This is a genomic window from Citrobacter freundii complex sp. CFNIH2, assembly GCF_002880615.1.
Lineage (GTDB): Bacteria > Pseudomonadota > Gammaproteobacteria > Enterobacterales > Enterobacteriaceae > Citrobacter_A > Citrobacter_A amalonaticus_F.
In genome coordinates, this window is sequence record NZ_CP025757.1 from 4,783,743 (window position 1) to 4,809,141 (window position 25,399).

A 25,399-nucleotide genomic window follows, 5' to 3' on the forward strand; every position below is an offset into this window, starting at 1 on the left:
GTCCTTATTTGTGACGCAAGTCACACTGGAAAATTGTTACACTACAATGTTACGCATAACGTGATGCGCTTTATAATTCTCATCTATGGAAATAAAAAAGCGTGAAATTGCCGATTGTACAGGCGTAGTATCGCGCCATGGAATATGACGCAGAGGGTTTTACATGGCCGGGGAAAGCTATATTTTGATGGGCGTTTCAGGAAGTGGTAAATCGTTAATTGGTAGTAAGGTGGCGGCATTATTATCGGCAAAGTTTATTGATGGCGACGATCTCCATCCCGCCAAAAACATTGATAAAATGTCTCAGGGAATACCGTTAACTGACGAAGACCGGTTACCGTGGTTAGAACGCTTAAATGATGCATCTTATAGTCTGTATAAAAAGAATGAGACGGGTTTTATTGTGTGCTCATCATTAAAAAAACAGTATCGTGATTTTTTACGTAAGGGCAGTCCTAACGTGCATTTTCTCTGGCTGGATGGCGACTACGATATTATCCTGGCGCGGATGCAGCGTCGGGCAGGGCATTTTATGCCGGTCGGCTTGCTGAAAAGTCAGTTTGAGGCGCTGGAGTGCCCGCTGGCGGAAGAAGCCGATATCGCGCGTATCGACATTAATCATGACATTGAGAACGTGACGGCGCAGTGCCAACAGGCGGTTCTGGCGTTTCGCCAGGCACGAGAGCGACTCAGCGCTTCACTTTGAACAGGGAGGCGCTGAGTCAGACCGTCAGAAATCGGCTTTCAGCACCACTCGGTAACGGGCTTTACCGTCGCGCACGTGCTGGATTGCCTCGTTAATTTGCGACATCGGGAACAGTTCGGTGGTTGGCGAGACCTTGCTGCGCCCGGCAAATTTCATCAGCTTACGCAGTTCATACGGCGTGCCGGTCGCCGAACCGGAGATGCTGCGATCGCCGGCAATCAGCGTGAAGGCGGGGACCGGCAGCGGCTTCAGCACCGCGCCGACGGTGTGGAAGTTGCCGCCGTAGGCCAGCGCTTCGAAGTAGGGTTGCCAGTCGAGATCAACATTGACGGTGTTGATGATGAGATCGAACTGGCCCGCCAGCGCCGTTAATGCCTGCGGATCGCGACTGTTCACCACTTTATCGGCGCCCATTGCCAGCACTTCTTTCTCTTTCGCCGGGTTAGAGCTGAACGCGGTGACTTCACATCCCATCGCATGCAACAGCTTGATGGCGATATGACCCAGCCCGCCAATGCCAATCACCCCGACGCGGCTGGTGGCGGTGACGTGGTGCATCAGCAGCGGTTTAAACACCGTGATACCGCCGCACAGCAGCGGGCCGGCGGATTCAATATCGATGCTTTCCGGAAGCGGGATCACCCACTGCCAGTCAGCGCGCAGCTTCTCAGCAAAGCCGCCGCGATTGAGAATGGTTGGTACTGCTCCTTCCAGGCAGTTGATCTGATTACCACTGATACAGGCATCGCAGTGACCACAGCTGCGCGCCGTCCAGCCAATCCCCACGCGCTGACCGATCTTCAGTCCTTTCCCCTGCGCCGCGCTGCCGAGGGCGGCCACGCGACCAATCACCTCATGTCCGGCAACCAGTGGATACTGAGAGAATCCCCACTCATTGTCGATCATCGACAAATCGGAATGGCAGATACCGCAGTAATCGACCTGCACCTCGACATCTTCCGGCTTGAGTTCGCCAGCATCGTATTCAAAGAGTTCGAGTTCGCTGCCCACCTCTTTTGCGGCATAGCTTTTTATCATCGACATCGTGTTTCCCTCAGTGTGGTGTTGGACAGGAAAGTGTAGAGCATGGATAACGGCGTCGCTTTGCAGAAGGGGGGATTAAGAAGAGGGCGGGATGGAAGTATGCTGATTTTTTCGACACTTAACGGAGTAGACACACGCTGGCGCTTGCATGGTGGCGCATGACAGGTATAATCCACAACGTTTTCCGCATCCCTTCCGTGCCGGAGTGGCGAAATCGGTAGACGCAGTTGATTCAAAATCAACCGTAGAAATACGTGCCGGTTCGAGTCCGGCCTTCGGCACCATCGGAACATCAATAGACGTCAACGACGTCTTTTTTTGTGCCTGAAATCCGCGATACTCAAGGCTTTACGCGATTTTCCTTTCAACAGAAGTCAATCTGAGTCAACCCACATCAAGTCGCTTGTGAGTATAGAACCGAGTATATATGCTGGTTCGATAATGGTTGTATACTCACAGTGGCACATGGAAGGAGAACTTTTATGGCTCTGACAGATATCAAAGTGCGTTCCGCAAAACCGCAGGAAAAGGAGTACACCCTTGTCGATGGGGATGGCATGTTTTTGCTTATTCATCCCAATGGCTCAAAGTACTGGCGGTTCCGCTTTCGCTTTGGTGGCAAGCAGCATCTGATGGCTTTTGGTGTTTACCCTGAAACTTCACTGGCTGATGCCCGTCAAAAAAGAGAAGAGGCTAGGAGGCTTGTTGCTGCCGGTGTCGATCCTCGTGAGCATAGGCGTGCGGTAAAAGAAGAACAGGCTAAAGAGGTCATCACATTTGAATCTGTTGCCAGAGATTGGCATGCCAGCAATCAAAAGTGGTCTGAGTCGCATAGTGGCCGTGTCCTTAAAAGTCTGGAAGATAATCTGTTCGATGCGATTGGTAAGCGTAATATCGCTGAGTTAAAAACCAGAGATTTACTTATACCTATCAAAGCCGTAGAGATGTCTGGACGTCTTGAGGTGGCGGCGCGTTTGCAGCAACGAACAACAGCAATTATGCGATTTGCCGTGCAGAGCGGTTTAATCGATTACAACCCTGCCCAAGAGATCGCTGGAGCGGTCGCCACATCTAAACGGCAACATCGTGCTGCGCTTGAACTTAACCGTATTCCTGAACTACTTCATCGTATCGACACATATACCGGCAGACCACTAACACGTTTAGCTGTTGAGCTGACGTTGTTGGTATTCATTCGATCTAGTGAACTGCGTTTTGCACGCTGGTCAGAGGTGGATTTTGATACTGCTATGTGGACGATTCCGGGAGAACGTGAGCCACTGGAGGGAGTTAAGCATTCTCAGCGTGGTTCGAAGATGAGGACTCCTCATTTAGTACCGCTGTCTCGCCAGGCATTAGAAATCCTTAAACAGGTTCACAAGCTTAGTGGTGAGCGTGATTTTGTTTTCGTTGGCGATCATAACCCTCGTAAACCGATGAGTGAAAACACGGTGAACAAGGCGTTGCGTGTTATGGGGTATGACACCAAGGTGGAGGTTTGTGGGCATGGATTCAGGACCATGGCATGTAGTTCGTTGATTGAATCGGGATTGTGGTCGAAGGATGCAGTAGAGCGGCAGATGAGCCATATGGAACGTAACTCTGTACGGGCTGCGTATATTCATAAGGCTGAACACTTGGATGAGCGCAGGTTGATGCTGCAATGGTGGGCTGATTTTCTGGATGCGAATCGGGAGAGTGGGATTACTCCATTTGACTATGCGAAGATCAATCGGGGTAATAGTATGTGAGTTATTTACGAATGTACATTTAGGTCTAATATAAAAGCTGCTGAATAATTTAAGCGGGTGGGGCAGCAGTGTTATCACCGGGTCAATTCTTTGCATTGAGTCGCATCGACGGAAACTCCGCCCCAAGTCAATCAATAAGTAATGCATTAATCAGGTTGTTTGAATCGCCACGGGTTTAACAGACACCTCAGAGTCATTTAAGATGGCTTAAAGAGAGGTGCCCATGAGCGGTAAGCGTTATCCCGAAGAGTTTAAAATTGAAGCGGTAAAACAGGTTGTTGAGCGAGGCCATTCTGTTTCCAGCGTGGCAACACGTCTGGGTATCGCCACCCACAGTCTTTATGCATGGATAAAGGCATATGGCCCGGATTCCTCAACCAATAAAGTTCAGTCAGATGCTCAGGCAGAGATCCGCCGTCTCCAGAAAGAGCTGAAGCGGGTTACCGACGAACGGGACATATTAAAAAAAGCCGCGGCGTACTTCGCAAAGCTGTCCGACTGAGGTACGCCTTTATCCGTGACAACACCTTTTTCTGGCCTGTCCGCCTGCTCTGTCGGGTGCTGGATGTTCATCCCAGTGGCTTTTACGCCTGGCTTCAGCAGCCGCATTCACAACGCCATCAGGCAGACCTGAGACTGACAGGACAGATTAAACAGTTCTGGCTGGAATCGGGGGGCGTCTATGGATATCGCAAGATCCATCTGGATCTGCGGGACAGCGGGCAACAGTGCGGAGTCAACAGAGTCTGGCGACTGATGAAACGTGCAGGGATAAAGGCTCAGGTCGGATACCGGAGCCCGCGGGCACGTAAAGGCGAGGCCAGTATCGTGTCGCCCAACAGGCTCCAGCGGCAGTTCAATCCGGATGCACCGGATGAGCGTTGGGTAACGGACATAACCTACATCAGGACCCACGAAGGCTGGCTGTATCTTGCCGTGGTTGTTGATCTGTTCTCACGCAAAATTATCGGCTGGTCCATGCAATCCCGGATGACAAAGGACATTGTCCTGAACGCACTGCTGATGGCTGTATGGCGGCGTAATCCCCAAAAACAGGTGCTGGTTCACTCGGATCAGGGCAGTCAGTACACAAGCCATGAGTGGCAGTCGTTCCTGAAATCACATGGCCTGGAGGGCAGCATGAGCCGTCGCGGTAACTGCCACGATAATGCAGTTGCAGAAAGCTTTTTCCAGTTGCTGAAACGCGAACGGATAAAGAAAAAGATCTACGGAACGCGGGAAGAAGCCCGCAGCGATATTTTTGATTACATCGAAATGTTTTATAACAGTAAGCGTCGGCATGGCTCTAGTGATCAGATGTCCCCGGCAGAATATGAAAACCAGTATTATCAACGGCTCGGAAGTGTCTAAATTATCCGTGGCGATTCATACATTTGGTAGACAAAACCGGTTTTCAGATTTTTCAGTTCCCGGATGGAGTTAACTGGGGTGATGGGAAAATTGCTTTCCTGATTGTCGCTGTTGCTGCACAGAAAGATGAACATATTAATGTGCTTTCTGGCATTGCCGGCCTCTTAGACGATGAAGTCAAAACAATGATATTAGGCAGAATCACTGATAAAGCAGAGTTTGTCGCTGAATTTAACAGAGAGTGATTCTAAGAAAACCATAATGCTGGTAGTGAAAATCCAGTGTTATTTAATTCAGAATGCAGAAGGGATTAAAAATGAAGCTTTCACTTTGTACCGACGTATTAGGTAATCTTCCGTTTCCAGCGATGCTCGACCGTGTAAAAGAATACGGCATTACTGCGGTAGAGATGACCGCTGGCGGTTGGGCCGGTTGTCCTCATGTTAAAACCAATGAACTTCTCGAATCTTCATCATTACTTGCCCAGTTCCGTAAAGAGCTGGAAAGCCGTGACATGGAAATCGCGGCGCTGAACTGCTCCGGTAACCCATTAGCGCCGGGTGAACTCGGTGCTAAACATACCGCCAGCAGCTATAAAGCCGTTGAACTGGCTGGCAAGCTTGGCGTGAAAAAAATCGTCATGATGAGCGGGCTGCCTGGCGGCTGCGCAGAAGACAAAATCCCCAACTGGATCACATCAACAGTTTCATGGCCCGACTATATGCCAGGCGTAGTGGACTATCAGTGGAATCAGGTTGCGATTCCATGGTGGAAAGAGTTTGTTGCTCATGCCAAACGTCATGGCATAGAGAAAATCGCACTGGAAGAGTTCCCAAGCCAGCTGGTCTACAACCCTTCGACCTTACTGCGCCTGCGTGATGCAGTGGGTGAGATGGTCGGTATTAACCTCGACCCTTCTCATCTGATGGTTATGGGAGCAGAACCGATTGCAGCAATTCGAAAACTCGAAGGTGCAATTTATCACGTGCATGGCAAAGATGCCCGAATCGAACGTGGTTTGGCAGATATTGATGGACTGCTGGACTATCAGCCGGTTACGGCAACTAAAACCCGTGCATGGAACTATGTAGCGGTAGGCTGTGGCCGCGACCTTCAGTGGTGGAAAGAGTTCTTCTCAGTACTCAGCATGTGTGGCTATGACGGCCACGTATCTCTTGAAATGGAAGATCTGACCATGAGCGTCGAAGCTGGCTTACAAACCTCCATTGACGCGTTAAATGCTACAATTAGCCGCTAATTTCTAAATTGCTATTTTGGATAAGAGTCTGATTACAGACTCTTATCCATGCTTTGCTATAAATTCATGCTGAAGAAATCCACACCTTCCATCAAGGCTTTCATGGGGACTTTGTGCGTTGCATCAGGATCAATGCTCATGATGCATTTATCGGCATTACCACTCTTTAGCATATGCGCATAGAGTTCTTCACTTTCCCGAACAGGAACGATTTCATCCAGTCGGCCATGCCAAAGAAAAAGCGGCTGAGCCCCCAGAGAGTCCAGGTTTTCACGCGAATCCAGTTTATTCAAATCAACTAATAATTTATCAACAGCTAAAATATCATCCTCATTATTAATAATGATGGGCGGAAACAGGCTATGGGATAGCGTCGAGTAGAACCCGGAGCCCATATAACTGGCTGCTGCGGCAATATTTTTATATTTCGCCAGTATACCTAACACCGTAAAACCACCCATAGAGGTGCCGCAAACGCCGATCCTGCCGTCAATCAACAACCCTTTTTCACGGTAATGCTGCAGATAAATACCGAACTCATTAATGTTTCTTTCGAGGATATCCCAAAATTGATAACGTCTGCGCTCGACATTTCCATCAAATCTCTCACCATGTTCTACCGCTTCCGGGAGAATAACTCTGAACCCTGCACGGGCGAAAGCATAAGCAAAAAAACTATGTAATTCTTTTGACGACGTATAGCCGTGAAAATGAAATATTGTCGGTAATGGTTGGTCTTTACAGCCTGCCGGAACGGCATGAATAACAGGAATATCGCCAATATACTCGTCGTAAATTTCAATCATTTCAGTTCTCACATCTTTCGAGAAGATGCAGCATATATTACTATATGCTGCTTGCAGTCTCAGGACACTTTAAATCGATTGATAACAGCCTCATCCGGTTCAAGACCAATACCAGGTCGATCGTTAATCGTAAAGACATTCCCTTTACGAATAGAATCGTATTTGAACAACTCAGCAGCAGGCTGGACATAAAGATATTCGACGTCTTTAACGTTACTACAGGCATTAGCCAGGTGTAGGGTCGCCAGGAATCCTGGCCCAAAATAGGGGCTGTGAGGCAATATTGTCGTCTGGTGTGCTACAGCAGTATCAACGACCTTTAAAAACTCGGTGATTCCGCCTACTTTCGTTACGCTTGGCTGAACATAATCGACGGCACCCTGTTCTATCGCGCTACGGAATTGCTGCTCAGTGCACCAGTTTTCTCCGGCTCCCAGTGCGACGCCGTGGTTACGCAGTCCGGACAGCAGAGCAAAGTCTTCAGGAGGGAAAATAGGTTCTTCCAGCCAGGCTATTTGCGCCATTGCCTCAAGCCGTGAGATGTACTCTCTGGCCTGTAAGGTTGACCAACTGCAATTTACATCGATGGCCAGTCTGGCAGACATATTCACTGAGGCAATCGCATCATGACAGGCAGCGATAATATCGATATCGGTCTCATGAACTTTCACGTCAATATAACCGTCCGCCAGCGCTTTACGGCACTGGGCGGTCGCAACATCGCGATCGTTATAGCCCACAAGGCTGGCATAGGTCGTTAATGACTTTCGTTCACCGTTACCCAGCAATGTGTATAAAGGTGCTTTATTGCGTTTCGCCCACAGATCCCAAAGCGCAATATCAACGCCAGAAATCGCGAACAGAGTAATACCGTAACGGCCAAAAATATGTAGCTTGTGCTGAATCATCCGACTCCATTCAGGAATAGATTCAACTTCGGTTCCTTCCAGCAGCGGCTTAAGAAGAGTATCCACCACTGATTTTGTTGCCGCTGACACGAAGTAGCCAAATGCCTCGCCCCAGCCCACATTACCGTCCGTGTCTTCAACCCGTATCAGTACCATTTCCAGGCTATTCCACGTGGTTGGGGTGATCGGTTTTTTCTTCCCACCGTCATCAAAAGGAATATCGATGACTTGTGTCTGGACTGAACGTATTTTCATCGTTTCTCACCCAATTCCGGAGGGAATGGGATATAGGGTCCCCCTACCCATGCGGGCCCTTCGGCCTCTGGCATCTCTGCAAGCGGCACAAAATCAACCGCTAAATGATCCTGAGCGTTTTCCAGTGGGACATAACCCAGTTCTCGTGCCCGTGTATTCGGGAAGAATGCATCGGGGCAGGCTGAAACCCCATAGACAATATCTCCACAGGCATCCGGGTGTTCGAGGCCAATAAGGGTTAATTGCGCCATATCCGCTGCACTCAGCCAGATCTTTTGACGACGACCATCGACGACATAATCCGCCGCGCTACCAATACGAATACTCAGCCCCTTTAGGCCAATTTTATGCGCGTACAGCGCCAGCGCAGACTCACCAAACGCTTTGCTTAATGCGTAGAAACCATCCGGTGCAACCGGGGCGTGGTCATCACAAAAACCAGCAGAAGGATGATGACCCACCGCATGATGAGAACTGGCAAAAACAAAACGAGGAATCGCGTATTGCTTACAGGCATCCAGTAAATACAACGTCCCCCGGTAGTTTGCCTCCAGCGTATCCTCAAACGTAATGGACAGGCTGTAGGCACAGGCCAAATGAATGATACCATCCACACCTTCACATGCTCTCAGTACCGTTTCCCGGCATGCAATATCCCCGATAATCTGTTCTTCATTATCGTGAAGGTCGTTGCAGCCAATACGATCAAACAAACGTAAACGGTAATTCTCACGTAAATAAGGACGAAGTCGCGTCCCCACGCCACCAGCAGCACCGGTGATTAAAATTGTTTTCATTCTGTTCTCATCCTGATGAATATGCATATTACCCCCGCGCCCGTGGTCAAACGGGCCCTCTCAGTATTCAGTCTTTAAACTTCGCCGTCAGCGACAGCAGACCGTTTTTCAGCACGCCTAGATCGCTGGCGATGGCCACAAAGCTCATCCCCTGCGCGATATACTGCTCAACGGCGCGCGGATCGAAAGAAACCGTACCGACCGGTTTGCCGTACTTCCGGCAGGTTTCGATAATGTGCGCGATGGCGCTGACTACTTCCGGATGTCCCGGATTGCCGAGGTAGCCCAGTGACGATGATAAATCGCTTGGACCAATAAAAATCCCGTCCACCCCAGGTACCTGGATAATCTCCTCAAGGTTCTCAACCCCTTTACCGCTTTCAATCTGGACAATGACGCCGATATTGTCGTTAATCCGGGTGAGATAATCGTCCATCATGCCAAAGTAGTTACCGCGATGAGACACGGCCAGACCGCGCGTTCCGCCGAGTGGATAGCGCGTCGCCGCCACCGCGCGTTCCGCTTCTTCGCGGCTTTCCACCATCGGGACTAAAAAGTTGGTACAACCAATATCCAGCAGCCGCTTGAACAGAACCGGATCGTTCCAGTACGGGCGAACCAACGCTGAGGTGGTGCTTCCCTTCAGGGCCATTAACTGCGGCACCAGATTACTGACGTCATTAGGCGAGTGCTCGCAGTCAAACATCACCCAGTCAAAACCGCATAACCCCACCAGTTCCGTCACCACGTGACTGGACGAGGAGCTCCAGCAGCCAATGGTCAGCTCGTGGGCGTTTAAACGGGTCTTGAATTGATTCTCAACAAATGGATATTTCATTTTTAATCCCGGTCTGTTTATGACTTAGCAATAAGGACGATAGTTAAAGAGATTAATGAGCAAGCGTAGCCTGACTCGCCTGGACTTTCGCTTTCACCAGGAACAGGACCACCGCTGAGCCAATCACACCCAGTACCCCTGCCAGAATAAAAGCGCCGGAATAGGAGCTGTGCTGCACAATCACCCCGGTCACTGTTGGCCCGATAATGCCGGAGGTGTTGGCGATTCCGTGCATCAGACCGCTGGCGCTGCCGACGTAGTTTTTCGGTGCCGCATCCTGAATAAGTGCCCAGTAAGCCGGGCCCGCCAGCTGCAGCAGGCCGATAGCCGCCGTCATGGTGGTTACCGCCACGATGGTGGTATCAGCCACCCCAGTCACGGCGATGCACAGCGAACTAAAGAAGAAGGCGGTTACCAGCACCACTTTGCGCGAGAAGAAACGGCGCTGCGTTTTGCGGTAGATGGAGTCGATCACCACGCCGCCCATCGCATAACCAATCGCACCAATTAGCCACGGCAGTGAGGTGATAAAGCTCATGTCATGAGCGCTGACACCACGGGCTTCCACGAGGAAGGTCGGGAACCAGGTGATAAAGAAGAACAGCACATAGTTGTAGCAGAACAGGGAGAGCGCCATCGCCAGAATGGCCGGTTGCAGGATCGCTTTCCACATGGACGGTTTTTCACCCGTTTCCGGTTCCACTACGGTTTCATGATCCGTCTCGCGGATCAGCGCTAGCTCCTGCGGGCTGACGCGTGAATGCTGCTCAGGTACGGATTTGGATTTCATTGACCAGATCAGCACCCAGGTCAGGCCGATAAACATCAGAACCACGAAAGAGACACGCCAGCCGAAGTAGTAGCACATCATACCGACAAACGGCCCGGATATGGCGCCACCCAGCGGGCCCCCGGCCTGCTGGATCCCAACCGCCGTGGCTTTTTCACGGATCGGGAACCAGTCGTAGATCACCTTGTTGGCAACAGCGGCATTTGGCCCTTCCCCCATGCCGAACAGGACGCGGCAGGCAAAGAACGTCCAGAAGCTGAAAGCTCCGGCAGTCAGGCCGCACATAATGGACCAGAAGCCCATCGCAATGGCGAGAACCCGTTTGGCGCCGTATTTATCAGCCAGCGCACCACCAATAAAATTAAATAACGCGTAGCCAATGGAAAAACTACTGAATATCAGCCCTTTTTCCACACTGGTAAGATGAAACTCTTCACTTATAAAGGGCATGGCAACCGAAAGTGCGGCGCGGTCAATATAGTTAACGACATAAGCAGAAGCCAGCATCGCCAGTATGACATAGCGATAATTCTTAAATACTTTCATAAAGTTCACCTATTGTAGGGTACGAAGCAGATCTTTATAAAACATGGTCAGGCATCATTATTTCTTTTGTTCGCATATCACTGCCTGTAGCAATATGTTTTTTTGAGTCTTGATTCTGGAATAGTTATTAATATTTCCTTGTTACAGTTTAAATAGCGAGGCGGCAAATAGACCGCTCCGCTATTTCGCCCTCACCAGACAGTATTTGTTATTAACAGCCCTTAACTTCAATACCTGCCATATTTTCAAAAACCTTGATCACGTTGGAGTGATCTTCGTTGCCCAGCCCCTGTGCAATACAGGTTTTGTACAGTTCGCGAACCAGGCTGGCGACAGGCATTGGGGCGTCGATCCCCGTCGCCAGTTCCATGGCCAGATTGAGATCTTTGTACTGTAAGCGGGTCATAAAGCCTGGATCGAAATTACGCTCAAGCAGCAGGCTGCCACGGATATCCAGCGCGCCGCAACGAGCGTAACCCGCAGACAAGACTTCAACAATTTTCGCCGGGTTAACGCCGGCTTTTGCCCCCATCACTAGCGATTCGCCCAGCGCCGCCATCGTGGCCGCCGCCAGCACCTGATTACAGGACTTCACCACCTGACCCGCGCCGTTATCCCCCACATGGGTGACGCGACTGCCCAGCACGTCGAGGATCGGTTTACACTGCTCAAACACATGGGCGTCGCCGCCGACCATGATGGAGAGCGTACCGCCCTTAGCCCCTTTATCGCCGCCGCTTACCGGCGCATCGAGCACCTGTGCGCCCAGCGCTTTGATGGATTTTGCAAACTCCCGCGTAGCCAGCGAGGAGATGGTGCTCATATCGATAACCACTTTGCCTTCGCCCAGAGCCGCCGCCATCCCGGTTTCACCAAACAGCACCTCTTCCACCTGCGGGGTATTGGGCACCATAGTGATGATGACGTCTGCCGCTTTCGCCACATCAAGGCTGGAGCCTTGCCCGGTTGCACCATCCTGCGCGACCTCAGCAATGTCGCTGTCGATAATGCTGTAAACGTGAACCTGATAACCGGCGTTCAGCAGATTACGTACCATCGGTTTACCCATAATGCCCAGACCGATAAAGCCTAAAACTGGTTTCATTCTCTCAATCCTTAATGCGTGTGATATTCAATGATGCTACGTAATTCATCGACATCGATTTCGTCGAAGGCGCAATTGTCACGGTGACTCAGGTGTGCCGCTGACCCTGCCGCGTATCCGGTCAGAAAACACTGTGCGGTAACACGTGCCGAGGCGAGTGCCTCATGCTCCGCGCACAAAGTGCGTCCTGCCGTAATCAGATTGGGGATGTTCTCCGGCAACAGGGTGTCGTATGGAATGTCGTAATAGTCATTGTCCAGATAGAACATAAAGATGCCGTCAGGGCCGTGAGCCTCAATGCACCAGGCACTGCTGGCGATGGCGCGGCGACTCTTACGCGCCTGAAACACATCTTCGTTGGTCAGGCAACGCTGCCCCTGAATGGTCCGGCTCTGGCGAATACCAATTTGTGCCGCCACGTCGTTAAGGCGCGCCTGCTCGAAACCGGGCACATATTTTTGCAGGAAGCGCTCATATTCGCGCACCAGCTTGCGGCCTTTCAGTTCAGCAAACGTAAGGTCTTCCGCTTTGGTGGCATCAATCGGGCGACCATCATCACGCAGCACGCTGGTGACGTTACACATCACTTCACCCGGCCGTGGCGATGGCAACAGGTAGATGTGTTTGCGCGGCAGGTTAAAGCCCTGTCCCTGAGCCTGCTCGACCCAGGCTTCCAGTTGCGGCACCGGATGACCCACGCCACGGCTGATATCGACGTTCGCCATGCGGAACACCATAGTCGGATACTGCACCATGCCGTTACGGCCGAGGGTATAAGGCACACCCGCTTTGGCACACAAGTCGCCGTCACCGGTCGCATCCACAAAACGCTTCGCGGTAATGCACTGACGCCCGGTTTTGTTCTCCACAATAACGCCGTGGACTTTCCCCTCTTCCATCACCACATCGGTCACCAGGCTGTGGAAGAGAATATCGACTCCGGCATCCTGCAAAAGATCATCAGCAATCTCTTTCCAGGTATGGGGCTCATGCACAACCAGCTTTGTTTCACCAAACGGGAACGGCTCGCTGACCGCGTGGCGGTGTTTCAGATGCTGATAAAATTCCCCGGCAAAGCCATGTACCAGCTGCTCATGCGGCCCTTTACCCGACGTAAAGAGGCCGCAGATGGCGCCCGACATGCCAGCGGTCGCCATGCCACCGCAAAAACCGTATTTTTCAATCAGCAGCGTCTTCTCACCGGCACGTGCGGCTGCCGTGGCTGCCGCAACACCGGTTGGACCACCACCCACTACCAGCACATCAACATTCAGCGAAACGGGAATATCCCGCGCCTGTTCATGACAGATCTGCATTGCTCACCTCTGGTCGAAAGAGGACAGGTCATCCCTGCCCTCTGGTCAGTGGGTTTCAATCCACAGCTTTGACGTGAATACGGCGTTTACCGAGCACCGCGCCCTGGGCGATAGGCTGCACCAGTTGTGCATACTGCGAGAGATAGGTGCCGCTCCCCCCACCCAGCTCAATAGGTTTCGGCTCCCAGGCCGCCAGGCGTGCATCGATGACTTCCTGAGGAACGTCCATATTGATGCTTAAATCGACAAAGTTGATGTGCACGGTTTCGCCCTGTGCTACCACCGCCAGCGGACCACCCGCCGCCGCTTCAGGCATCAACTGACCGACGATAATCCCACGGTTCAGACCGGAGAGTTCACCGTCCGTTATCACCGCCACATATTCAGCGATACCCGCACCGTTCAGTGCCGCCACAAAGCTACAGGCGAATACCGTACCCGGACCACCCGCAGGCCCCATATTACGCAGCACGATCACATCACCTTTGTGGATTTTGCCTTCAGACAGCGCCTCGATGGCTTCGTCTTCGCCTTCGTAGATGTTGGCAGGGCCGGTGAAGTGCTCCAGTTCACCCGGTACGGCAGAGAGTTTTACAATCGCGCCATCCGGGGCGAGGTTGCCGCGCAGAATGGCAACACCGGGGCGCTGGCTGACCGGGTTATCGAGGGTGCGAATGACTTCGTCGTTTTTCACCACCGCATGCTGGATGTTTTCGCCCACCGTTTTTTGCGTCACGGTCAGCGCATCCAGATTGAGGAAGTCACGCAGTTGATTCATGACGGCAGTGGTGCCGCCTGCCGCTTCCAGGTCTTCGGTTCTGTATGGGCCGTTCGGGCGAACAGAAGTCAGCAACTTGATGTTTTTTCCGTACTTTTCATATAGACCGACCACATCAATCGGCAGTTCTGCCTCCGTTGCGATGGCTGACAGGTGGCGAACGGTGTTTACCGAGCCTCCTACGGCCAGTACGGTCATCACGGCGTTCTGAATCGCTTTTTCGGTGATGATTTCGCGCGGCAACACCTGCGCTTGCGTCAGTTCAACAATGCGTTTACCTGCCGCCTGGGCGTACTCTTTCACCTTGCGGCCATTAGCCCAAATCGGCGAGTTACCCGGTAACGACATGCCCAGCGCTTCGGCCACAATGTGCATGGAGTTGGCGGTACCCAGACCGGCACACACGCCCGGAGACTGAATGCCGACGTCGGTCATATCGGTCAGATCCTGTAGCGAGATCGCACCGGTCGCCAGCGCGCCAACCTGCTCATAGACATCATCAATATCAAAGAACTGGTCGTCGAATTTTTCGTTAGAGCACTTACCGCCCACCTGGTAGCCGCAGGTCAGCAGCAGAGACGGCACATTAAGGCGGGCCGCAGACATCAGATGTGCCGGGGTAGTTTTATCGCAGGAGGAGAGACAGATCATGCCGTCCAGCACCGCCCCTTCCATCATGCACTCAACCTCGTTAACCATCAGGTCGCGGGTTGGCATCAGATACCGGGCTTTTTTTCCCGCGCTGGTCACGAAGTCGCTGGGTGCGACAGTGCGCACTTCAAATGGTAATCCCCCTGCGTCACGAATTGCCTGCTCAACGATTCGGCATAGTTCATCCAGATGGACATAACAGCAGGAGAGCTTGTTGGAGGTATTGATGATCGCGATCTTCGGTTTATGCATGTCTTCTTCGCGGATCCCCATACTGCGCCATTGCGCACGACGTACTGCCCAGCGGGTCGAGCCCGGCTTAAAATTGCTTCTGTACATCATGAATTCCTTTATCGGGTTGTGGTTATATGAATCGGAATATCCTCTCATTGGGTTGGTTGTCCAACCAATTTTTAAAGGAAATGCAACAAAGGTCACAAAATGCAGGTTTTTTAGTCTTTTTGATCCTTGTGCAGGGAAAGGTAGGGCGCTGAATGGCCAATAATGATATAGTGGTCCATCCAATTTTTTTGCCACAGTGATTGAGTACGACGTAGTGCAGAGAAAGCAACTGCCCACAAGTGCGATATGTCGTTGGGAAGAGGTAACGGTATGCCGGATAAGAATAAATTTACGATGATCCCCATTAAGCGCACGGACGTTTTTCAGACGATCATCCAACACATCACGAATTTCCTCGACAGCAAACAGATCAAACCGGGTGAGCGCCTGCCATCCGAGCGTGAGCTCGCCAGTATGCTCAATGTCAGCCGTACCTCAGTGCGTCAGGCGCTGAAGGTACTCGAATCGTCCGGACGTATTGAGACGCGCGTGGGCAGCGGAACCTTCCTGGCGGAACCTCCGACGGTGTCGCTTAGCGATACCCATAGTCTTGAAAGGTTGATCGAAGGTGGGGTGACAAAAGAGTTCTTGCGTAATTTGATAGTGGCACGGACGTCGATCGAGCGAGCCATCTTTGAAGACTACGCCTGGCGCGCCAATAAGTCGGGAATTAACCAACTACGGGAACTGATCGAGCTTAACCGGGAAAAATTCTCGAGCCAGGATTGCGATGATGATGACAGCGCGCTGGATCTGAGTTTTGAGAAAAAAGTGGCCCAGTTGGGCGGTAATCCGATCCTGATCAACATGCAGGAGCAGTTGCACCATTTATGGGGGCTGGCCTGGCGACAGTATGGTTTCACGCCGGAGCAGACCGAGGTGTTGCATGAAGAGCACTTAGCGATTATGGATGCGCTGGCGGCGAAGAACTCAGCGCGCGTTGCCGATCTGATCGTCCAGCATGTGGATAAAGAGATCGACTGATTGCGCACAAAGCCCGGTAATACCGGGCTGCTCGAGTTAAACCGGTAAGGACTGACGGAAAAACAGGAGGCCTTCCTCAACGGAGGATTGCGTGATTTTATGCCCTGCCTGTGGATCGATGATGCAGGTTAGTGAATCACTGTTGATAGCCTCCCGGAGACGTTCAGTGTACTGCACGTCGACAATCGTATCTTGCTCACCGTGCCAGAGAAAAAGGGGTTGTTGAGCCAGAATAGCTTCTTTTCCTGCGACGTCGTAAGGGGCCAATCCGCACAGGCAATCTGCAGTCATGTTGCCTGAAGGAGGATGAATAGCAGGGATGGCGTCGGTAAAATAACCGCTTGCCATGTAGGCGGCTCCGGCCTGAATACCCGGATAACGCGTCATCGCCCCCAGCACCGCAAAACCGCCCATTGAGGTACCCAGCAATCCGAGTCGAGTAATATCGCCCAGATTATCCTGCTGACATGCTGCGATTAATACGGGAAGCTCATCCAGGGTGTGTTGCAGGATTTGCCAGAAAGAGGCGGCGCGACGCGTTGCATCATCTTTCACGCCATGCAGCGCCGCCTGTGGACAAACTACGCTGTAACCTGCCTTCGCGAGCATATAACCCAGATTGGCATCTAACTCGCGGGAGGCCATAAAGCGATGAAACAGTACGATGAGCGGTCTGCGACTGGCACTACCGTCTGCTGGACGAAACCAGAGCGCAGGCGTGTTGGCAATCCGACGGTCAGAAATAACGATGTCCACTTTTATCCCTTCGCAATCAGATGGTGTTCCAGTACGTCGATGTCAGGGGTAAAACCCAGACCTGGCGCTTGTGGTAGATCCATCACAGGTTGGAAATGCATAAACGGATGTAGGGTTTGTTCAAACATCAACCATGGCACTTCCAGTGGAACGGGTTTTGGCAACACGCTGAGCAGATGGGCGCTGGCAAGGAGTCCGGGACCATAATAAAAACAGTGTGGCAGTAGGCTAACGTTCTCATGCGCGCGTGCGTGTTTGATAATGTCCAGCACGGCGGAGATACCGCCAATTTTGGCGACACTGGGCTGCAGTACATCTACTGCATCAAGCGCCATACTTAACGCAAACTCTTCGCTGTTGTTAAAGTTTTCTCCTGCAGCAACGCGTGCGCCGGTTATCTGACGCAGGTAACGGAGTTGGCTTATGTTTTCTGGTGGGAATGTCGGTTCTTCCACAAAGTCGACACCTGCAGCATGTAGTTGGGGGAGAATCTCTTCTGCTTGCTGCGTGTTCCATGCGCAGTTGGTGTCTACCATCAGAGTGACCTCATCTGGCAGCGTCAGGGCAACCTCCACAATAGCCTGCGGATCTCGTTCGTGCAGTTTAATATGCCTATAACCATTTGTAATTAATGGATTAATACAATCCATGAGTTTAGCGACATTTCCGTCGAAACTGGCGAGGCTGGGATACAACTCAACCTGAGAGCGCGTGCCGCCGAGCAATTTCCACAGCGGCAGATTCTCTGCTTTGCCACGCAGATCCCACAAGGCGATATCCAGTGCGGAAAGTGCATACATCATGGCGCCGCCACGACCATAGCTGTGAAAGGCATAGTGTGCTTTCTGCATCAACGCCTCTATGTCGTCGCACTTTTCGCCTTTATAAAATGGGGCGAGTAACCCGCTTAACAGCGCCATACTGGCGGGATTACAGGCGTGACCAAATGCTTCTCCCCAACCGGTAAGTCCGCTATCGGTTTCGACCCTCACCAGCAACGCATCCAGGGTGGGGTTTAGCGACCGCGCGGCATTAAAGAGACCTTCTTTATTGGTGGTGCGCGTCATTGTTGGCGTATAAGGCAGACGGACCAGAAAACTATCTATGTTCGTAATACGCATAAAGTGTCCTTAATGATGAGAGGGCGCGAACTGTACACCCAGTGACGCAGGATGCTGAGGCGTGCTGACAAGAGGGCGATCGATCGCCGCCGTTTCCAGACAGACAAAGTGTTGCCAGCCGTCATCCGGTATGTCGCTTATCTGTGCAGCCCGTTGCTGCCAGGGATTCCACACCACTACGTTGCTGTTATTGACATGGGTGAGCGTCAGGGTTCTGTCCGGCGTGACGAGTACTGTCTGCGGTTCCGCATGCGAATAGATCGCGCCAAATTCGCCATTCAGAGAGAGCGGCGATGGCAGATTCTGTCGCGGTTTCCCTGCAACGGTGTCGTAGCCTTGCGTTCCCACTCCGTGAATACGCGTAGTACGAATATCTGACGTCGCGAGATAGCTATGCAGAGCGGCGGTGGTGCTGTAATTACCGTGAGCGGTTAGCAGCAATTCGCAGATCTCTGCCGTGAAATTCAGCGTCAACTCTAGCTGAAAAGTGTGGTTCCACCACTGGCGAGTTTGCGGTGTCTCACAAAGGCGCAATGTCAGAGAAAGGGCGGTTTTGGCACTGTCGAGAGCCGTTAACTGCCATGGCATGATTCGGGCAAAACCGTGAAACGGCTCACCGCCAAGGTCGGTGAACCACGGCCAGCAAATGGGCACTCCGCCGCGAAGGGCAATACCGGCTTTAAACGGCGTGTTATCGCTTAACCACAGTACGGAAATTGTCTGTCGCGACGGCCTCCAGGCGAGCAGATGCGCCCCCTGTAAGGCTACAGCGGCGTCACAGTAGGGCGTCTGTATCACCAGAATATCCAGTTCATCCATTTTTCGCCGGGTAATACCGGGGCTGAGCGTCTCCAGCACCGGTAGAGCGAATAGCTGTTGAATTATGTTCATCGTCAGACATCCGTCCGTGTAGTGACATTTTGCTGGCGTAACAGATCGTCGTTCATCGCATAGCGCGCCAGCGCAGGACGATCGAACGTGATGCCATGTCCTGGTTCTTCACCCGGACGAATGGTGCCGTTTACGACCTGACAGGATTGAGAAATTATTCCCATCTCGCTCAGACTCGCCCCTTTTAACCCCTCGAAGAGCTGGATATTGGGCAAGCCGCACCCCAGATGCGCCATCAGTTCCATACCAAAATGCGGGATCACGGGGATATTGTGGCTTTCAGCTAATTTCGCGATTTTCACAAACTCGGTAATCCCCCCCACCCGATAAACATCCGGCTGAATGTAGTCACATGCCTCCTGGCTGATCCAGTGAGCGAACTGGTATTTGGTGTACAGGCTTTCACCAACGGCAACCGGAACAGGACATTTCTGGCGCAGCAGGCGGTGACCGTGGATGTCGTCGCTGAGCAGCGGCTCTTCCAGCCAGTACAGCCCGACCTGCTTCAGTATTGCCATCCGACGAGCGGCATCACCCGAGGACCACTTCTTATTGGCATCTACGGCGATGTTAATCGATGGTCCCACAAAGTTACGTACCGCCAGCAGGCGAACCAGATCGTCCTCAACATCCTCGCTGCCGATTTTCATTTTGACCGTGCGATAGCCTGCGCTGAGGAAACCTTCCATTTGTGCAAGCAAGGCATCGAGTGAGAGATGCAGGTTCACGCCGCTGCCGTAACCCGGTAAAGCATCCCGATAGCCACCGAGCAGTCGGTATAGTGGCTGATTCAACTGCTGGCCAATGAGATCCCACAGCGCGATATCCACGGCAGCGATTGCGTGGGTCGTCACGCCCGCCGAACCGATATCGTGGCTTTCAAGCCACATGCGGCTCCACAGGCGCTCGACGTGCAGTGGATCTTCTCCCATCACTTTAGCGGCAAGATAATGGTCAATCAGGTTTTTAAACGCGCTGCCGCCGTTGCCAGTACTGAACGTCCAGCCGGTACCAGTATGTCCGGTATCCGTTTTTAACCACACCACCACAAATTCCAGGCTGGAGAACGCGTAGTTTGACGAACCCCAGTTCTCAGTGAGCGGGACGCGGTACAGCCCGGATTCAAAATCGATAATTTTCACGCGGTCCTCCTTTTGTGCTATGCGAGGGATTTATGTCCGTCATGCTGAGCCGCTTTTTTCACAAACAGCGCCACCACAGTAGCTCCCAGTACGCCGAGACAACCGGCGAGAATAAAGGCAGCGGCATAAGAGCCTGAGCCGACAATAAAGCCGGTCACGGTAGGTGCGACGATGCCAGAGATATTGGCCAGACCGTGCATCAGTCCGCCCGCACTCCCGACGTACTCTTTGGGCGCGGCGTCCTGAATCAATGTCCAGTAGGCTGGGGCGGCAATTTGCATGAAACCAAAGGCGATAGTCATCAACGCAACGGCCCCCATCGCGGTTTGCGTCTGACTGATCAGCCCCACGCAGACGGAGCAGATGCCGAAACAGGTCACCAGTACCACTTTGCGGGAAAAGAGCTGTTTGCCGGTTTTACGGTAGATGAAGTCGATAATGAAGCCACCGGAAACGTAGCCGAGTGTCCCGGCAACCCACGGCAGCACGCCGACCAGACTCATGTCTTTCAGGCTGATCCCAGTGGTATCGACGAGGAATGTCGGGAACCAGTTCATGAAGAAAAACAGCACGTAATTGAAGCAGAACAGCGACAGCGCTGTGGCGAGAATAGACGGCTGGAGGATCGCACTCCACATCGAAGGGGCCGGGGTACCGGGCTCAGAGTCTGGAATGAGCACGTCCTCATCGCCTTCAATCAATTGGGCTTCATCAGCAGATACCCGTTTGTTATCCCGGGGTCTGTCGGTGGCAATCAGCGCCCAGATAATGGCCCAGGTAATGCCGATAAAGGCAATGATGACAAAGGAAATACGCCAGTTGAACGTAATACACAGAAAACCGACGATCGGACCGGATATCGCTCCGCCCAGCGGCCCGCCAGCCTGGTTAATGCCTACCAACAGCCTGCCGTCAGGCCGCAAATAATCGACCAGATGGACATTGACCAGGTAAACACCCGCTTGGGTCCAAATTTATCAGCCAGCACACCGCCGATAAAATTAAATAAGGCATAACCAATCGAGAAACTGCCAAAAATAATCCCTTTTTCTTCAGGTGTCAGATGAAAGTCTTGAGTAATAAAAGGCATGGCGTAGGCTAATGCCGAACGGTCGAGATAATTAATGATCATCGCCAGCGTCAGCATGACCAGAATGACTCGACGGAAGTGCGTATTCATAGGGGTACCCTTCACTAATATGAGGTTAGTGGTAAAAATAATGTATAATTTTTCGTAAAAATTATTTTGTCGTTATTTTATTCTGTCATTCCCTGACAGGATCCAGATAGCGTATTTTTCGGGTGACATAAAAACCGCCATCGAGCGTTAACATCGCCCCGTTAAAACTGTGAATGTCCGGATCGGTTAACAGTATACTGGTTTTGGCAATCTCTTCAGCGTTAACATATTCCAATAGTGGAATGCCATCATCCTTATGCAGCTGTTTTAATTGCTCGACAAACGCTTTTTGTTGTGGATCTTCCTCACTAAAACCACGGAATATCGTATTGATTTTAATGCCATAAGGTACCAGTTCCTGAATACCGGAACGGCAGATGTTCATCAGGGCCAACTGGCTGGCAGCACCATAAGAGTAGTACTCGGTGGGCACCAGCGCCGCAATATGTGCAAGCGTGACAACGCGTCCTTGCACGCCTTGTTGCACCATTTTTTTACAGGCATTTTGTACCCACCATAATCCTCTTTCCAGATCGTCATTCATCGTTTCGGCAATGATATGTTCGTCATCGTCCAACATTGAACCCTGGCGTGGTGGTGGGGAAATGTAGATAAAGGCATTCAGTTTTTTCTCACCGATAGTAATCTCGTCAATAGCCATGGCCATTTTGTGATATTCAGTTTCTTGACTGAAATAAACGCTCCATCCCTGTTGGGAATAATATTTTCCCAGCGTGGATAACAGGTTGGGTTCAGCCTGACCGCCGGTAATCAGAATGGTATTTTTGTTTTCCATTTCTATTCTCCTGATTAAATGCAGCGGATATGTTGGCCGCCATCAATTTTAATAAAATCACCTGTTACGACGGCACCGTGGTTTCCTGCCAGATAGACTGCGGCGGCGCCTAGCTCTTCAATGGTTGCGGGCTGGCCAATAGGAATGGTTGCCAGCAGTTTCTTCCGTCCTTCATCGGTTGCCAGTTCGGGCTTCGGATCATTGATATTTGTATCGACAAACCCGGGCCAGAGTTGGTTTACGGTAATGCCATAGCGTGCCAGTTCGAAGGCCATTGACTGACTCATCTGATCAATTGCAGCTTTGGTCGCAGCATAAACGCCCATCAACGCCATTGGGCGGCGAGCATGTCCAGAAGCAACATTGATGATGCGACCACGAATACCTTTTTTCACCATCATGCGTGCAGCGTGGCGTGCACAATCATAAGTACCTTTGATGTTGATGTTTACCGCATGGTCAAAGGCGGGTTTAGTGATATCAAGGAAAGGTTCCCAGACGCAAACACCGGCGTTGTTCACCAAAATATCCAGACGACCGAAGTGGGCGTCGACGTCCATAAACATTTGGCGGACCTGCTCTGGATGAGAAATATCGGCTTCAACCAGCAGCGCGCGCCTGCCAAGTCCGCGAATGATGCTGGCAACCTGTTCGGCTTCCTGTGGGTTAATAACGTAGTTGATGACAATATCTGCACCCGCCTCAGCAAGGGCGCAGGCAATGCCTTTACCAATTCCTTTCATGTTTCCCGCACCGGTCACCAGTGCGACCTGGTTTTGTAGACTCACGACCTTCTCCTTTTCAGTGTGCAACACGCGACGGCAATGTAGAGAGCCGCAGTAGCATCCTGTGTTGACGATATCTCATTCACTTAATCAACAACTGATATATTAGTTGATTATTAGATTTGCACTTTGCAGAAAAAACATCCATCATCTGTTGGGTTTATTACGATGGAGATCACAAATGTTGTCGTAACTGTCTAATTAACAGAGAATTTTTAATTTTCATTTTTGTTGCGTTAGAGGGATAATGCCCGCAACTCAGCAGGGAGAACGCCATGAATCCGCCCGTCAATAAAATGAACCAGGCCTATGAAGCCATTGAAAGCATGATTATTTTTCAGGATCTTGCGCCAGGTTCGATGGTGTCCGAAGCGCAGCTTATGGAGCTGACGGGCTTTGGGCGTAGCCCGGTGAGGGAAGCGTTACAGCGTCTGGCAAATGACCGGCTGGTGGAGATTTATCCGTATAAAGGCGTTTTTATCCCTGCCATTTCTGTTGAGGTACAGCTCAAAGTGTTGGAACTGCGCCGCTGCGTGGGAGAGTTCGCCGTACGTCTGGCAACCCGGCGCGGTACGCATCAGCAGAAGAAGGAAATGCTGCAACTGGCGGAATCCTTTGAGGCGATTAACGATATTTCTCAGATGCGTCAGTTTGGCGCATTGCTCAAGCAATCCTACGCATTGATTGGCCTGGCGGCAGAGAATGAGTATTTGCAGCCGTGTCTTTCGCCTCTACAGGGGCTTTCCAGCCGCTTCTGGTTTGCCCAGCTTAGCGCCAGTAATCAGCATGAGCTGGTGAAAGCCTCGCAACTGAACGCGGTAATGCTGCGCAATATCTGTCATGGCGATGAAGAACTGGCCGCCAGCGCCTCGAAAAATGTCAACGATTACTTCACCGAGTTTACTTATAAAGTGCTGGCCCGTTGATGTGCTTTTATGAAATGAGTCGACAGGATGCGGAAGCGGATGTGCCATTGGTGTAGTTGGCACTATCCGTAAACATTTGGAGTGCCCCCGAGCTCGTAGACAAATCTGCCCTAATGTTGGGCTGACCTTGAGTGTATCCTTGTGTTTCACCGCTATCCAATTACATTGATATTTAGACTGGCGTCGCTATAGGTCGGGAGCGTCTAGTTAGGGCGGGTTAATCTACTATCAAACGAATGACTGAGTCAGCGTTCTCTGAATTCAAAACGTCGTGACGTCGATACTGGGTTGCCGTAACGACAGCGCCTGAGCAGTCTTCTACCTATCTCAGACCGCGGCCGATGAATCAGCTCATACGCCCCGTTGCTATCTCGTGTGACAAGCACGTGTATGTGGCAGGAGCCGCAGCGCAACGGCCTGGCGTGCAGATAAGAAAGCTCATCAACCGCCACCCACTCACCATCGGCAGTAATCACATGTGCTGTTGGTCGGAATTTTATAGCCATTTTACCGGCCTCCTGACACACGAGGGAGTGAACGCAGGTCACCCGGACTATCAACAGGACTGGTATAATTCTCCCGCCATGCGGTTTCCTCAATGCTGTAGATACCCGTGTTGCAGGCCGCGCAGTGTTTCTCACCCGCATAGTGACGCCCGCACCAGACGCAGTACCAGGCCCCGACTGGGGCAGACGCATCCAGAGGAAAGAATGTGAATAAAAACCTTGTGTGCCAGTCTGCCGGCAATGTGGTTGAGCGGTTCAGATGCCTGCACTGCCTCAGCACATCCTTCCCCACTGACCGTTGGTCATGTTCAAACCAGGCGCGAATGCCAGGGTTATCAGAATGCAGTACCAAACGACATCCGCAGGATGGGCATGTCCAGCTTTCTTCGGGCTGGCTGGCCGCGCTTCTGCTGCCTGTTTGCTCACCTCTGGTATTCAGAGCCCAATAGCATGGCATCAGGAGCATATGACCTCCTCATCTCCGTAAGCGTGATATTCACTGGTGCATTGATCTGCATGACTGACCACCGGCTTCGCATTGGGTACGTAACGACGTAGCTTGCGTATCAACTGAATTTCATCAGCCGCAGGGTGAACGTAAGGGCAACCTTGCGTGCCTCGCTCAGTGAGTGCAGCATCGGTATGCGCAAACCACGGGCGCTCAGCGTCAACGTGCAGTACCAGAATACTGCCGCAGTGTTGGCAGGTGTATTGTTCGTCAGGAGAGCGTAGTGCGGTTCTGGCACCGGTCAGGCGACCAGCGTTATTGAGGGCAAGAAATGATTTTGGGTACATAGTAATAGTCCTCTCCGCCATATGACACACAGGCATAGACCGTCCCGGTATGGGCACCGTCATGCTGGGTATCAGGCGGGGTATAGATTTAAGTGTATGAGTGGGGGGGCTGAGGGGGATGACTCAGTTAGCTGCGGCGGCTATAACTTTGACCATACTGTAGCAGAACGGACACATGCGCTCCCCGCAGTATTGTCGATGGCACTGCAGACAAATCCAGCGTACCGGTGCCTGCCATGTCCTGCGGTTATGTTT

At 51.8% G+C, this 25,399-nt stretch carries 24 protein-coding genes, 1 tRNA gene and 1 pseudogene; 8 read left to right on the plus strand and 18 right to left on the minus strand.

Translation table 11 applies throughout. The features are described from left to right. Window positions 1–163: 163 nt before the first annotated feature. Window positions 164–706 carry a gluconokinase gene (idnK, locus tag WM46_RS23460; protein ID WP_044264649.1) on the plus strand — a complete coding sequence of 181 codons (543 nt, stop codon included), beginning with the start codon at window positions 164–166 and terminating at the stop codon, window positions 704–706. Between the two features lie 24 nt (window positions 707–730). On the opposite strand, the gene WM46_RS23465 is transcribed toward idnK, so the two are convergent. Then, window positions 731–1,750: an NAD(P)-dependent alcohol dehydrogenase gene (locus tag WM46_RS23465; RefSeq protein WP_102603492.1), complete on the minus strand. Its 1,020-nt coding sequence runs from the start codon at window positions 1,748–1,750 to the stop codon at window positions 731–733. Window positions 1,751–1,949: 199 nt separating this feature from the next. On the opposite strand from WM46_RS23465, the gene WM46_RS23470 reads away from it, so the two are divergent. The 5 genes from WM46_RS23470 to WM46_RS23490 all read left to right on the plus strand — a co-directional run bounded on the left by WM46_RS23470 (window position 1,950) and on the right by WM46_RS23490 (window position 6,130). Beyond that, window positions 1,950–2,034, plus strand: a tRNA-Leu gene (locus tag WM46_RS23470). A 198-nt stretch (window positions 2,035–2,232) separates the two neighbouring features. Beyond that, window positions 2,233–3,501 carry a tyrosine-type recombinase/integrase gene (locus WM46_RS23475; protein WP_102603493.1) on the plus strand — a complete coding sequence of 423 codons (1,269 nt, stop codon included), beginning with the start codon at window positions 2,233–2,235 and terminating at the stop codon, window positions 3,499–3,501. 223 nt (window positions 3,502–3,724) lie between these two features. Continuing rightward, a protein-coding gene (locus WM46_RS23480; protein WP_102603494.1) for an IS3 family transposase occupies window positions 3,725–4,872 on the plus strand; the annotation gives its coding sequence in 2 pieces (ribosomal slippage) (window positions 3,725–3,962 and window positions 3,962–4,872; 1,149 coding nt in all). 23 nt (window positions 4,873–4,895) lie between these two features. Beyond that, window positions 4,896–5,117 carry a PTS sugar transporter subunit IIA gene (locus WM46_RS23485; protein WP_262360420.1) on the plus strand — a complete coding sequence of 74 codons (222 nt, stop codon included), beginning with the start codon at window positions 4,896–4,898 and terminating at the stop codon, window positions 5,115–5,117. Window positions 5,118–5,188: 71 nt separating this feature from the next. Continuing rightward, window positions 5,189–6,130 carry a sugar phosphate isomerase/epimerase family protein gene (locus WM46_RS23490; RefSeq protein WP_102603496.1) on the plus strand — a complete coding sequence of 314 codons (942 nt, stop codon included), beginning with the start codon at window positions 5,189–5,191 and terminating at the stop codon, window positions 6,128–6,130. A 56-nt stretch (window positions 6,131–6,186) separates the two neighbouring features. Here the strand turns inward: WM46_RS23490 and yjfP are convergent, their stop codons facing one another. The 8 genes from yjfP to WM46_RS23530 form a co-directional block, all read right to left on the minus strand. After that, window positions 6,187–6,936 (minus strand): esterase, encoded by a 750-nt coding sequence (gene yjfP, locus WM46_RS23495; protein ID WP_102603497.1) that lies wholly within the window; start codon window positions 6,934–6,936, stop codon window positions 6,187–6,189. A 59-nt stretch (window positions 6,937–6,995) separates the two neighbouring features. Further along, window positions 6,996–8,099, minus strand: coding sequence for a mandelate racemase/muconate lactonizing enzyme family protein (locus WM46_RS23500; RefSeq protein ID WP_102603498.1), 1,104 nt, complete (start codon window positions 8,097–8,099; stop codon window positions 6,996–6,998). Next, window positions 8,096–8,896, minus strand: coding sequence for an NAD-dependent epimerase/dehydratase family protein (locus WM46_RS23505; protein ID WP_102603499.1), 801 nt, complete (start codon window positions 8,894–8,896; stop codon window positions 8,096–8,098). The genes WM46_RS23500 and WM46_RS23505 overlap by 4 nt, the downstream gene beginning before the upstream one ends. Before the next feature lie 67 nt (window positions 8,897–8,963). Then, a complete protein-coding gene (locus WM46_RS23510) occupies window positions 8,964–9,734 on the minus strand; it encodes an aldolase/citrate lyase family protein (protein WP_102603500.1) in 771 nt (256 codons plus the stop codon). A 52-nt stretch (window positions 9,735–9,786) separates the two neighbouring features. After that, complete coding sequence (locus WM46_RS23515) at window positions 9,787–11,070, minus strand: MFS transporter (RefSeq protein ID WP_102603501.1); 1,284 nt, start codon at window positions 11,068–11,070, stop codon at window positions 9,787–9,789. Window positions 11,071–11,281: 211 nt separating this feature from the next. Then, window positions 11,282–12,175, minus strand: coding sequence for an NAD(P)-dependent oxidoreductase (locus WM46_RS23520; RefSeq protein ID WP_102603502.1), 894 nt, complete (start codon window positions 12,173–12,175; stop codon window positions 11,282–11,284). A gap of 11 nt (window positions 12,176–12,186) precedes the next feature. Continuing rightward, on the minus strand, window positions 12,187–13,491 hold the full coding sequence (locus WM46_RS23525) for an FAD-dependent oxidoreductase (protein ID WP_102603503.1): 1,305 nt from the start codon (window positions 13,489–13,491) through the stop codon (window positions 12,187–12,189). A 55-nt stretch (window positions 13,492–13,546) separates the two neighbouring features. After that, complete coding sequence (locus WM46_RS23530; RefSeq protein ID WP_262360421.1) at window positions 13,547–15,262, minus strand: dihydroxy-acid dehydratase; 1,716 nt, start codon at window positions 15,260–15,262, stop codon at window positions 13,547–13,549. 270 nt (window positions 15,263–15,532) lie between these two features. Here WM46_RS23530 and WM46_RS23535 point away from each other — a divergent pair, with 270 nt between their 5' ends. Then, window positions 15,533–16,246: a FadR/GntR family transcriptional regulator gene (locus WM46_RS23535; protein WP_187394424.1), complete on the plus strand. Its 714-nt coding sequence runs from the start codon at window positions 15,533–15,535 to the stop codon at window positions 16,244–16,246. 36 nt (window positions 16,247–16,282) lie between these two features. Here the strand turns inward: WM46_RS23535 and WM46_RS23540 are convergent, their stop codons facing one another. From WM46_RS23540 to WM46_RS23570, 7 genes and pseudogenes are all read right to left on the minus strand, one after another. Next, window positions 16,283–17,002 carry a serine aminopeptidase domain-containing protein gene (locus WM46_RS23540; protein ID WP_187394425.1) on the minus strand — a complete coding sequence of 240 codons (720 nt, stop codon included), beginning with the start codon at window positions 17,000–17,002 and terminating at the stop codon, window positions 16,283–16,285. 2 nt (window positions 17,003–17,004) lie between these two features. Then, window positions 17,005–18,123: a mandelate racemase/muconate lactonizing enzyme family protein gene (locus WM46_RS23545; RefSeq protein ID WP_102603507.1), complete on the minus strand. Its 1,119-nt coding sequence runs from the start codon at window positions 18,121–18,123 to the stop codon at window positions 17,005–17,007. Between the two features lie 9 nt (window positions 18,124–18,132). Beyond that, window positions 18,133–19,014 (minus strand): D-hexose-6-phosphate mutarotase, encoded by an 882-nt coding sequence (locus WM46_RS23550; protein ID WP_102603508.1) that lies wholly within the window; start codon window positions 19,012–19,014, stop codon window positions 18,133–18,135. A 2-nt stretch (window positions 19,015–19,016) separates the two neighbouring features. Then, the gene (locus WM46_RS23555; protein WP_102603509.1) at window positions 19,017–20,156 is read right to left on the minus strand and encodes a mandelate racemase/muconate lactonizing enzyme family protein; all 1,140 of its coding nucleotides are present in this window, start codon (window positions 20,154–20,156) and stop codon (window positions 19,017–19,019) included. 17 nt (window positions 20,157–20,173) lie between these two features. Further along, window positions 20,174–21,336 (minus strand): annotated as a pseudogene (locus tag WM46_RS23560) (MFS transporter). Between the two features lie 85 nt (window positions 21,337–21,421). After that, entirely contained in the window at window positions 21,422–22,132 is a 711-nt protein-coding gene (locus tag WM46_RS23565) for an SDR family oxidoreductase (RefSeq protein WP_102603510.1), read from the minus strand. A 14-nt stretch (window positions 22,133–22,146) separates the two neighbouring features. Further along, window positions 22,147–22,920 (minus strand): SDR family NAD(P)-dependent oxidoreductase, encoded by a 774-nt coding sequence (locus WM46_RS23570; RefSeq protein ID WP_102603511.1) that lies wholly within the window; start codon window positions 22,918–22,920, stop codon window positions 22,147–22,149. 272 nt (window positions 22,921–23,192) lie between these two features. Here WM46_RS23570 and WM46_RS23575 point away from each other — a divergent pair, with 272 nt between their 5' ends. After that, window positions 23,193–23,843 (plus strand): GntR family transcriptional regulator, encoded by a 651-nt coding sequence (locus WM46_RS23575; RefSeq protein ID WP_102603512.1) that lies wholly within the window; start codon window positions 23,193–23,195, stop codon window positions 23,841–23,843. Between the two features lie 507 nt (window positions 23,844–24,350). Here the strand turns inward: WM46_RS23575 and WM46_RS26930 are convergent. After that, a complete protein-coding gene (locus WM46_RS26930; RefSeq protein WP_102603513.1) occupies window positions 24,351–24,815 on the minus strand; it encodes a putative zinc ribbon protein in 465 nt (154 codons plus the stop codon). Next, window positions 24,806–25,144, minus strand: coding sequence for a putative zinc ribbon protein (locus WM46_RS23585; protein ID WP_102603885.1), 339 nt, complete (start codon window positions 25,142–25,144; stop codon window positions 24,806–24,808). Before WM46_RS23585 ends, WM46_RS26930 begins: the two co-directional genes overlap by 10 nt. Between the last annotated feature and the right edge of the window lie 255 nt (window positions 25,145–25,399).

Coding starts and splice junctions, on each gene's coding strand:
- WM46_RS23575 (WP_102603512.1), top strand. CDS start 23,193: ATGAATCCGCCCGTCAATAAAATGAACCAGGCCTATGAAGCCATTGAA.
- WM46_RS23490 (WP_102603496.1), top strand. CDS start 5,189: ATGAAGCTTTCACTTTGTACCGACGTATTAGGTAATCTTCCGTTTCCA.
- WM46_RS23505 (WP_102603499.1), bottom strand. CDS start 8,896: ATGAAAACAATTTTAATCACCGGTGCTGCTGGTGGCGTGGGGACGCGA.
- WM46_RS23550 (WP_102603508.1), bottom strand. CDS start 19,014: ATGAACATAATTCAACAGCTATTCGCTCTACCGGTGCTGGAGACGCTC.
- WM46_RS26930 (WP_102603513.1), bottom strand. CDS start 24,815: ATGCTCCTGATGCCATGCTATTGGGCTCTGAATACCAGAGGTGAGCAA.
- WM46_RS23500 (WP_102603498.1), bottom strand. CDS start 8,099: ATGAAAATACGTTCAGTCCAGACACAAGTCATCGATATTCCTTTTGAT.
- WM46_RS23535 (WP_187394424.1), top strand. CDS start 15,533: ATGCCGGATAAGAATAAATTTACGATGATCCCCATTAAGCGCACGGAC.
- WM46_RS23475 (WP_102603493.1), top strand. CDS start 2,233: ATGGCTCTGACAGATATCAAAGTGCGTTCCGCAAAACCGCAGGAAAAG.
- WM46_RS23525 (WP_102603503.1), bottom strand. CDS start 13,491: ATGCAGATCTGTCATGAACAGGCGCGGGATATTCCCGTTTCGCTGAAT.
- WM46_RS23565 (WP_102603510.1), bottom strand. CDS start 22,132: ATGGAAAACAAAAATACCATTCTGATTACCGGCGGTCAGGCTGAACCC.
- WM46_RS23520 (WP_102603502.1), bottom strand. CDS start 12,175: ATGAAACCAGTTTTAGGCTTTATCGGTCTGGGCATTATGGGTAAACCG.
- idnK (WP_044264649.1), top strand. CDS start 164: ATGGCCGGGGAAAGCTATATTTTGATGGGCGTTTCAGGAAGTGGTAAA.
- WM46_RS23530 (WP_262360421.1), bottom strand. CDS start 15,262: ATGATGTACAGAAGCAATTTTAAGCCGGGCTCGACCCGCTGGGCAGTA.
- yjfP (WP_102603497.1), bottom strand. CDS start 6,936: ATGATTGAAATTTACGACGAGTATATTGGCGATATTCCTGTTATTCAT.
- WM46_RS23545 (WP_102603507.1), bottom strand. CDS start 18,123: ATGCGTATTACGAACATAGATAGTTTTCTGGTCCGTCTGCCTTATACG.
- WM46_RS23510 (WP_102603500.1), bottom strand. CDS start 9,734: ATGAAATATCCATTTGTTGAGAATCAATTCAAGACCCGTTTAAACGCC.
- WM46_RS23515 (WP_102603501.1), bottom strand. CDS start 11,070: ATGAAAGTATTTAAGAATTATCGCTATGTCATACTGGCGATGCTGGCT.
- WM46_RS23465 (WP_102603492.1), bottom strand. CDS start 1,750: ATGTCGATGATAAAAAGCTATGCCGCAAAAGAGGTGGGCAGCGAACTC.
- WM46_RS23585 (WP_102603885.1), bottom strand. CDS start 25,144: ATGTACCCAAAATCATTTCTTGCCCTCAATAACGCTGGTCGCCTGACC.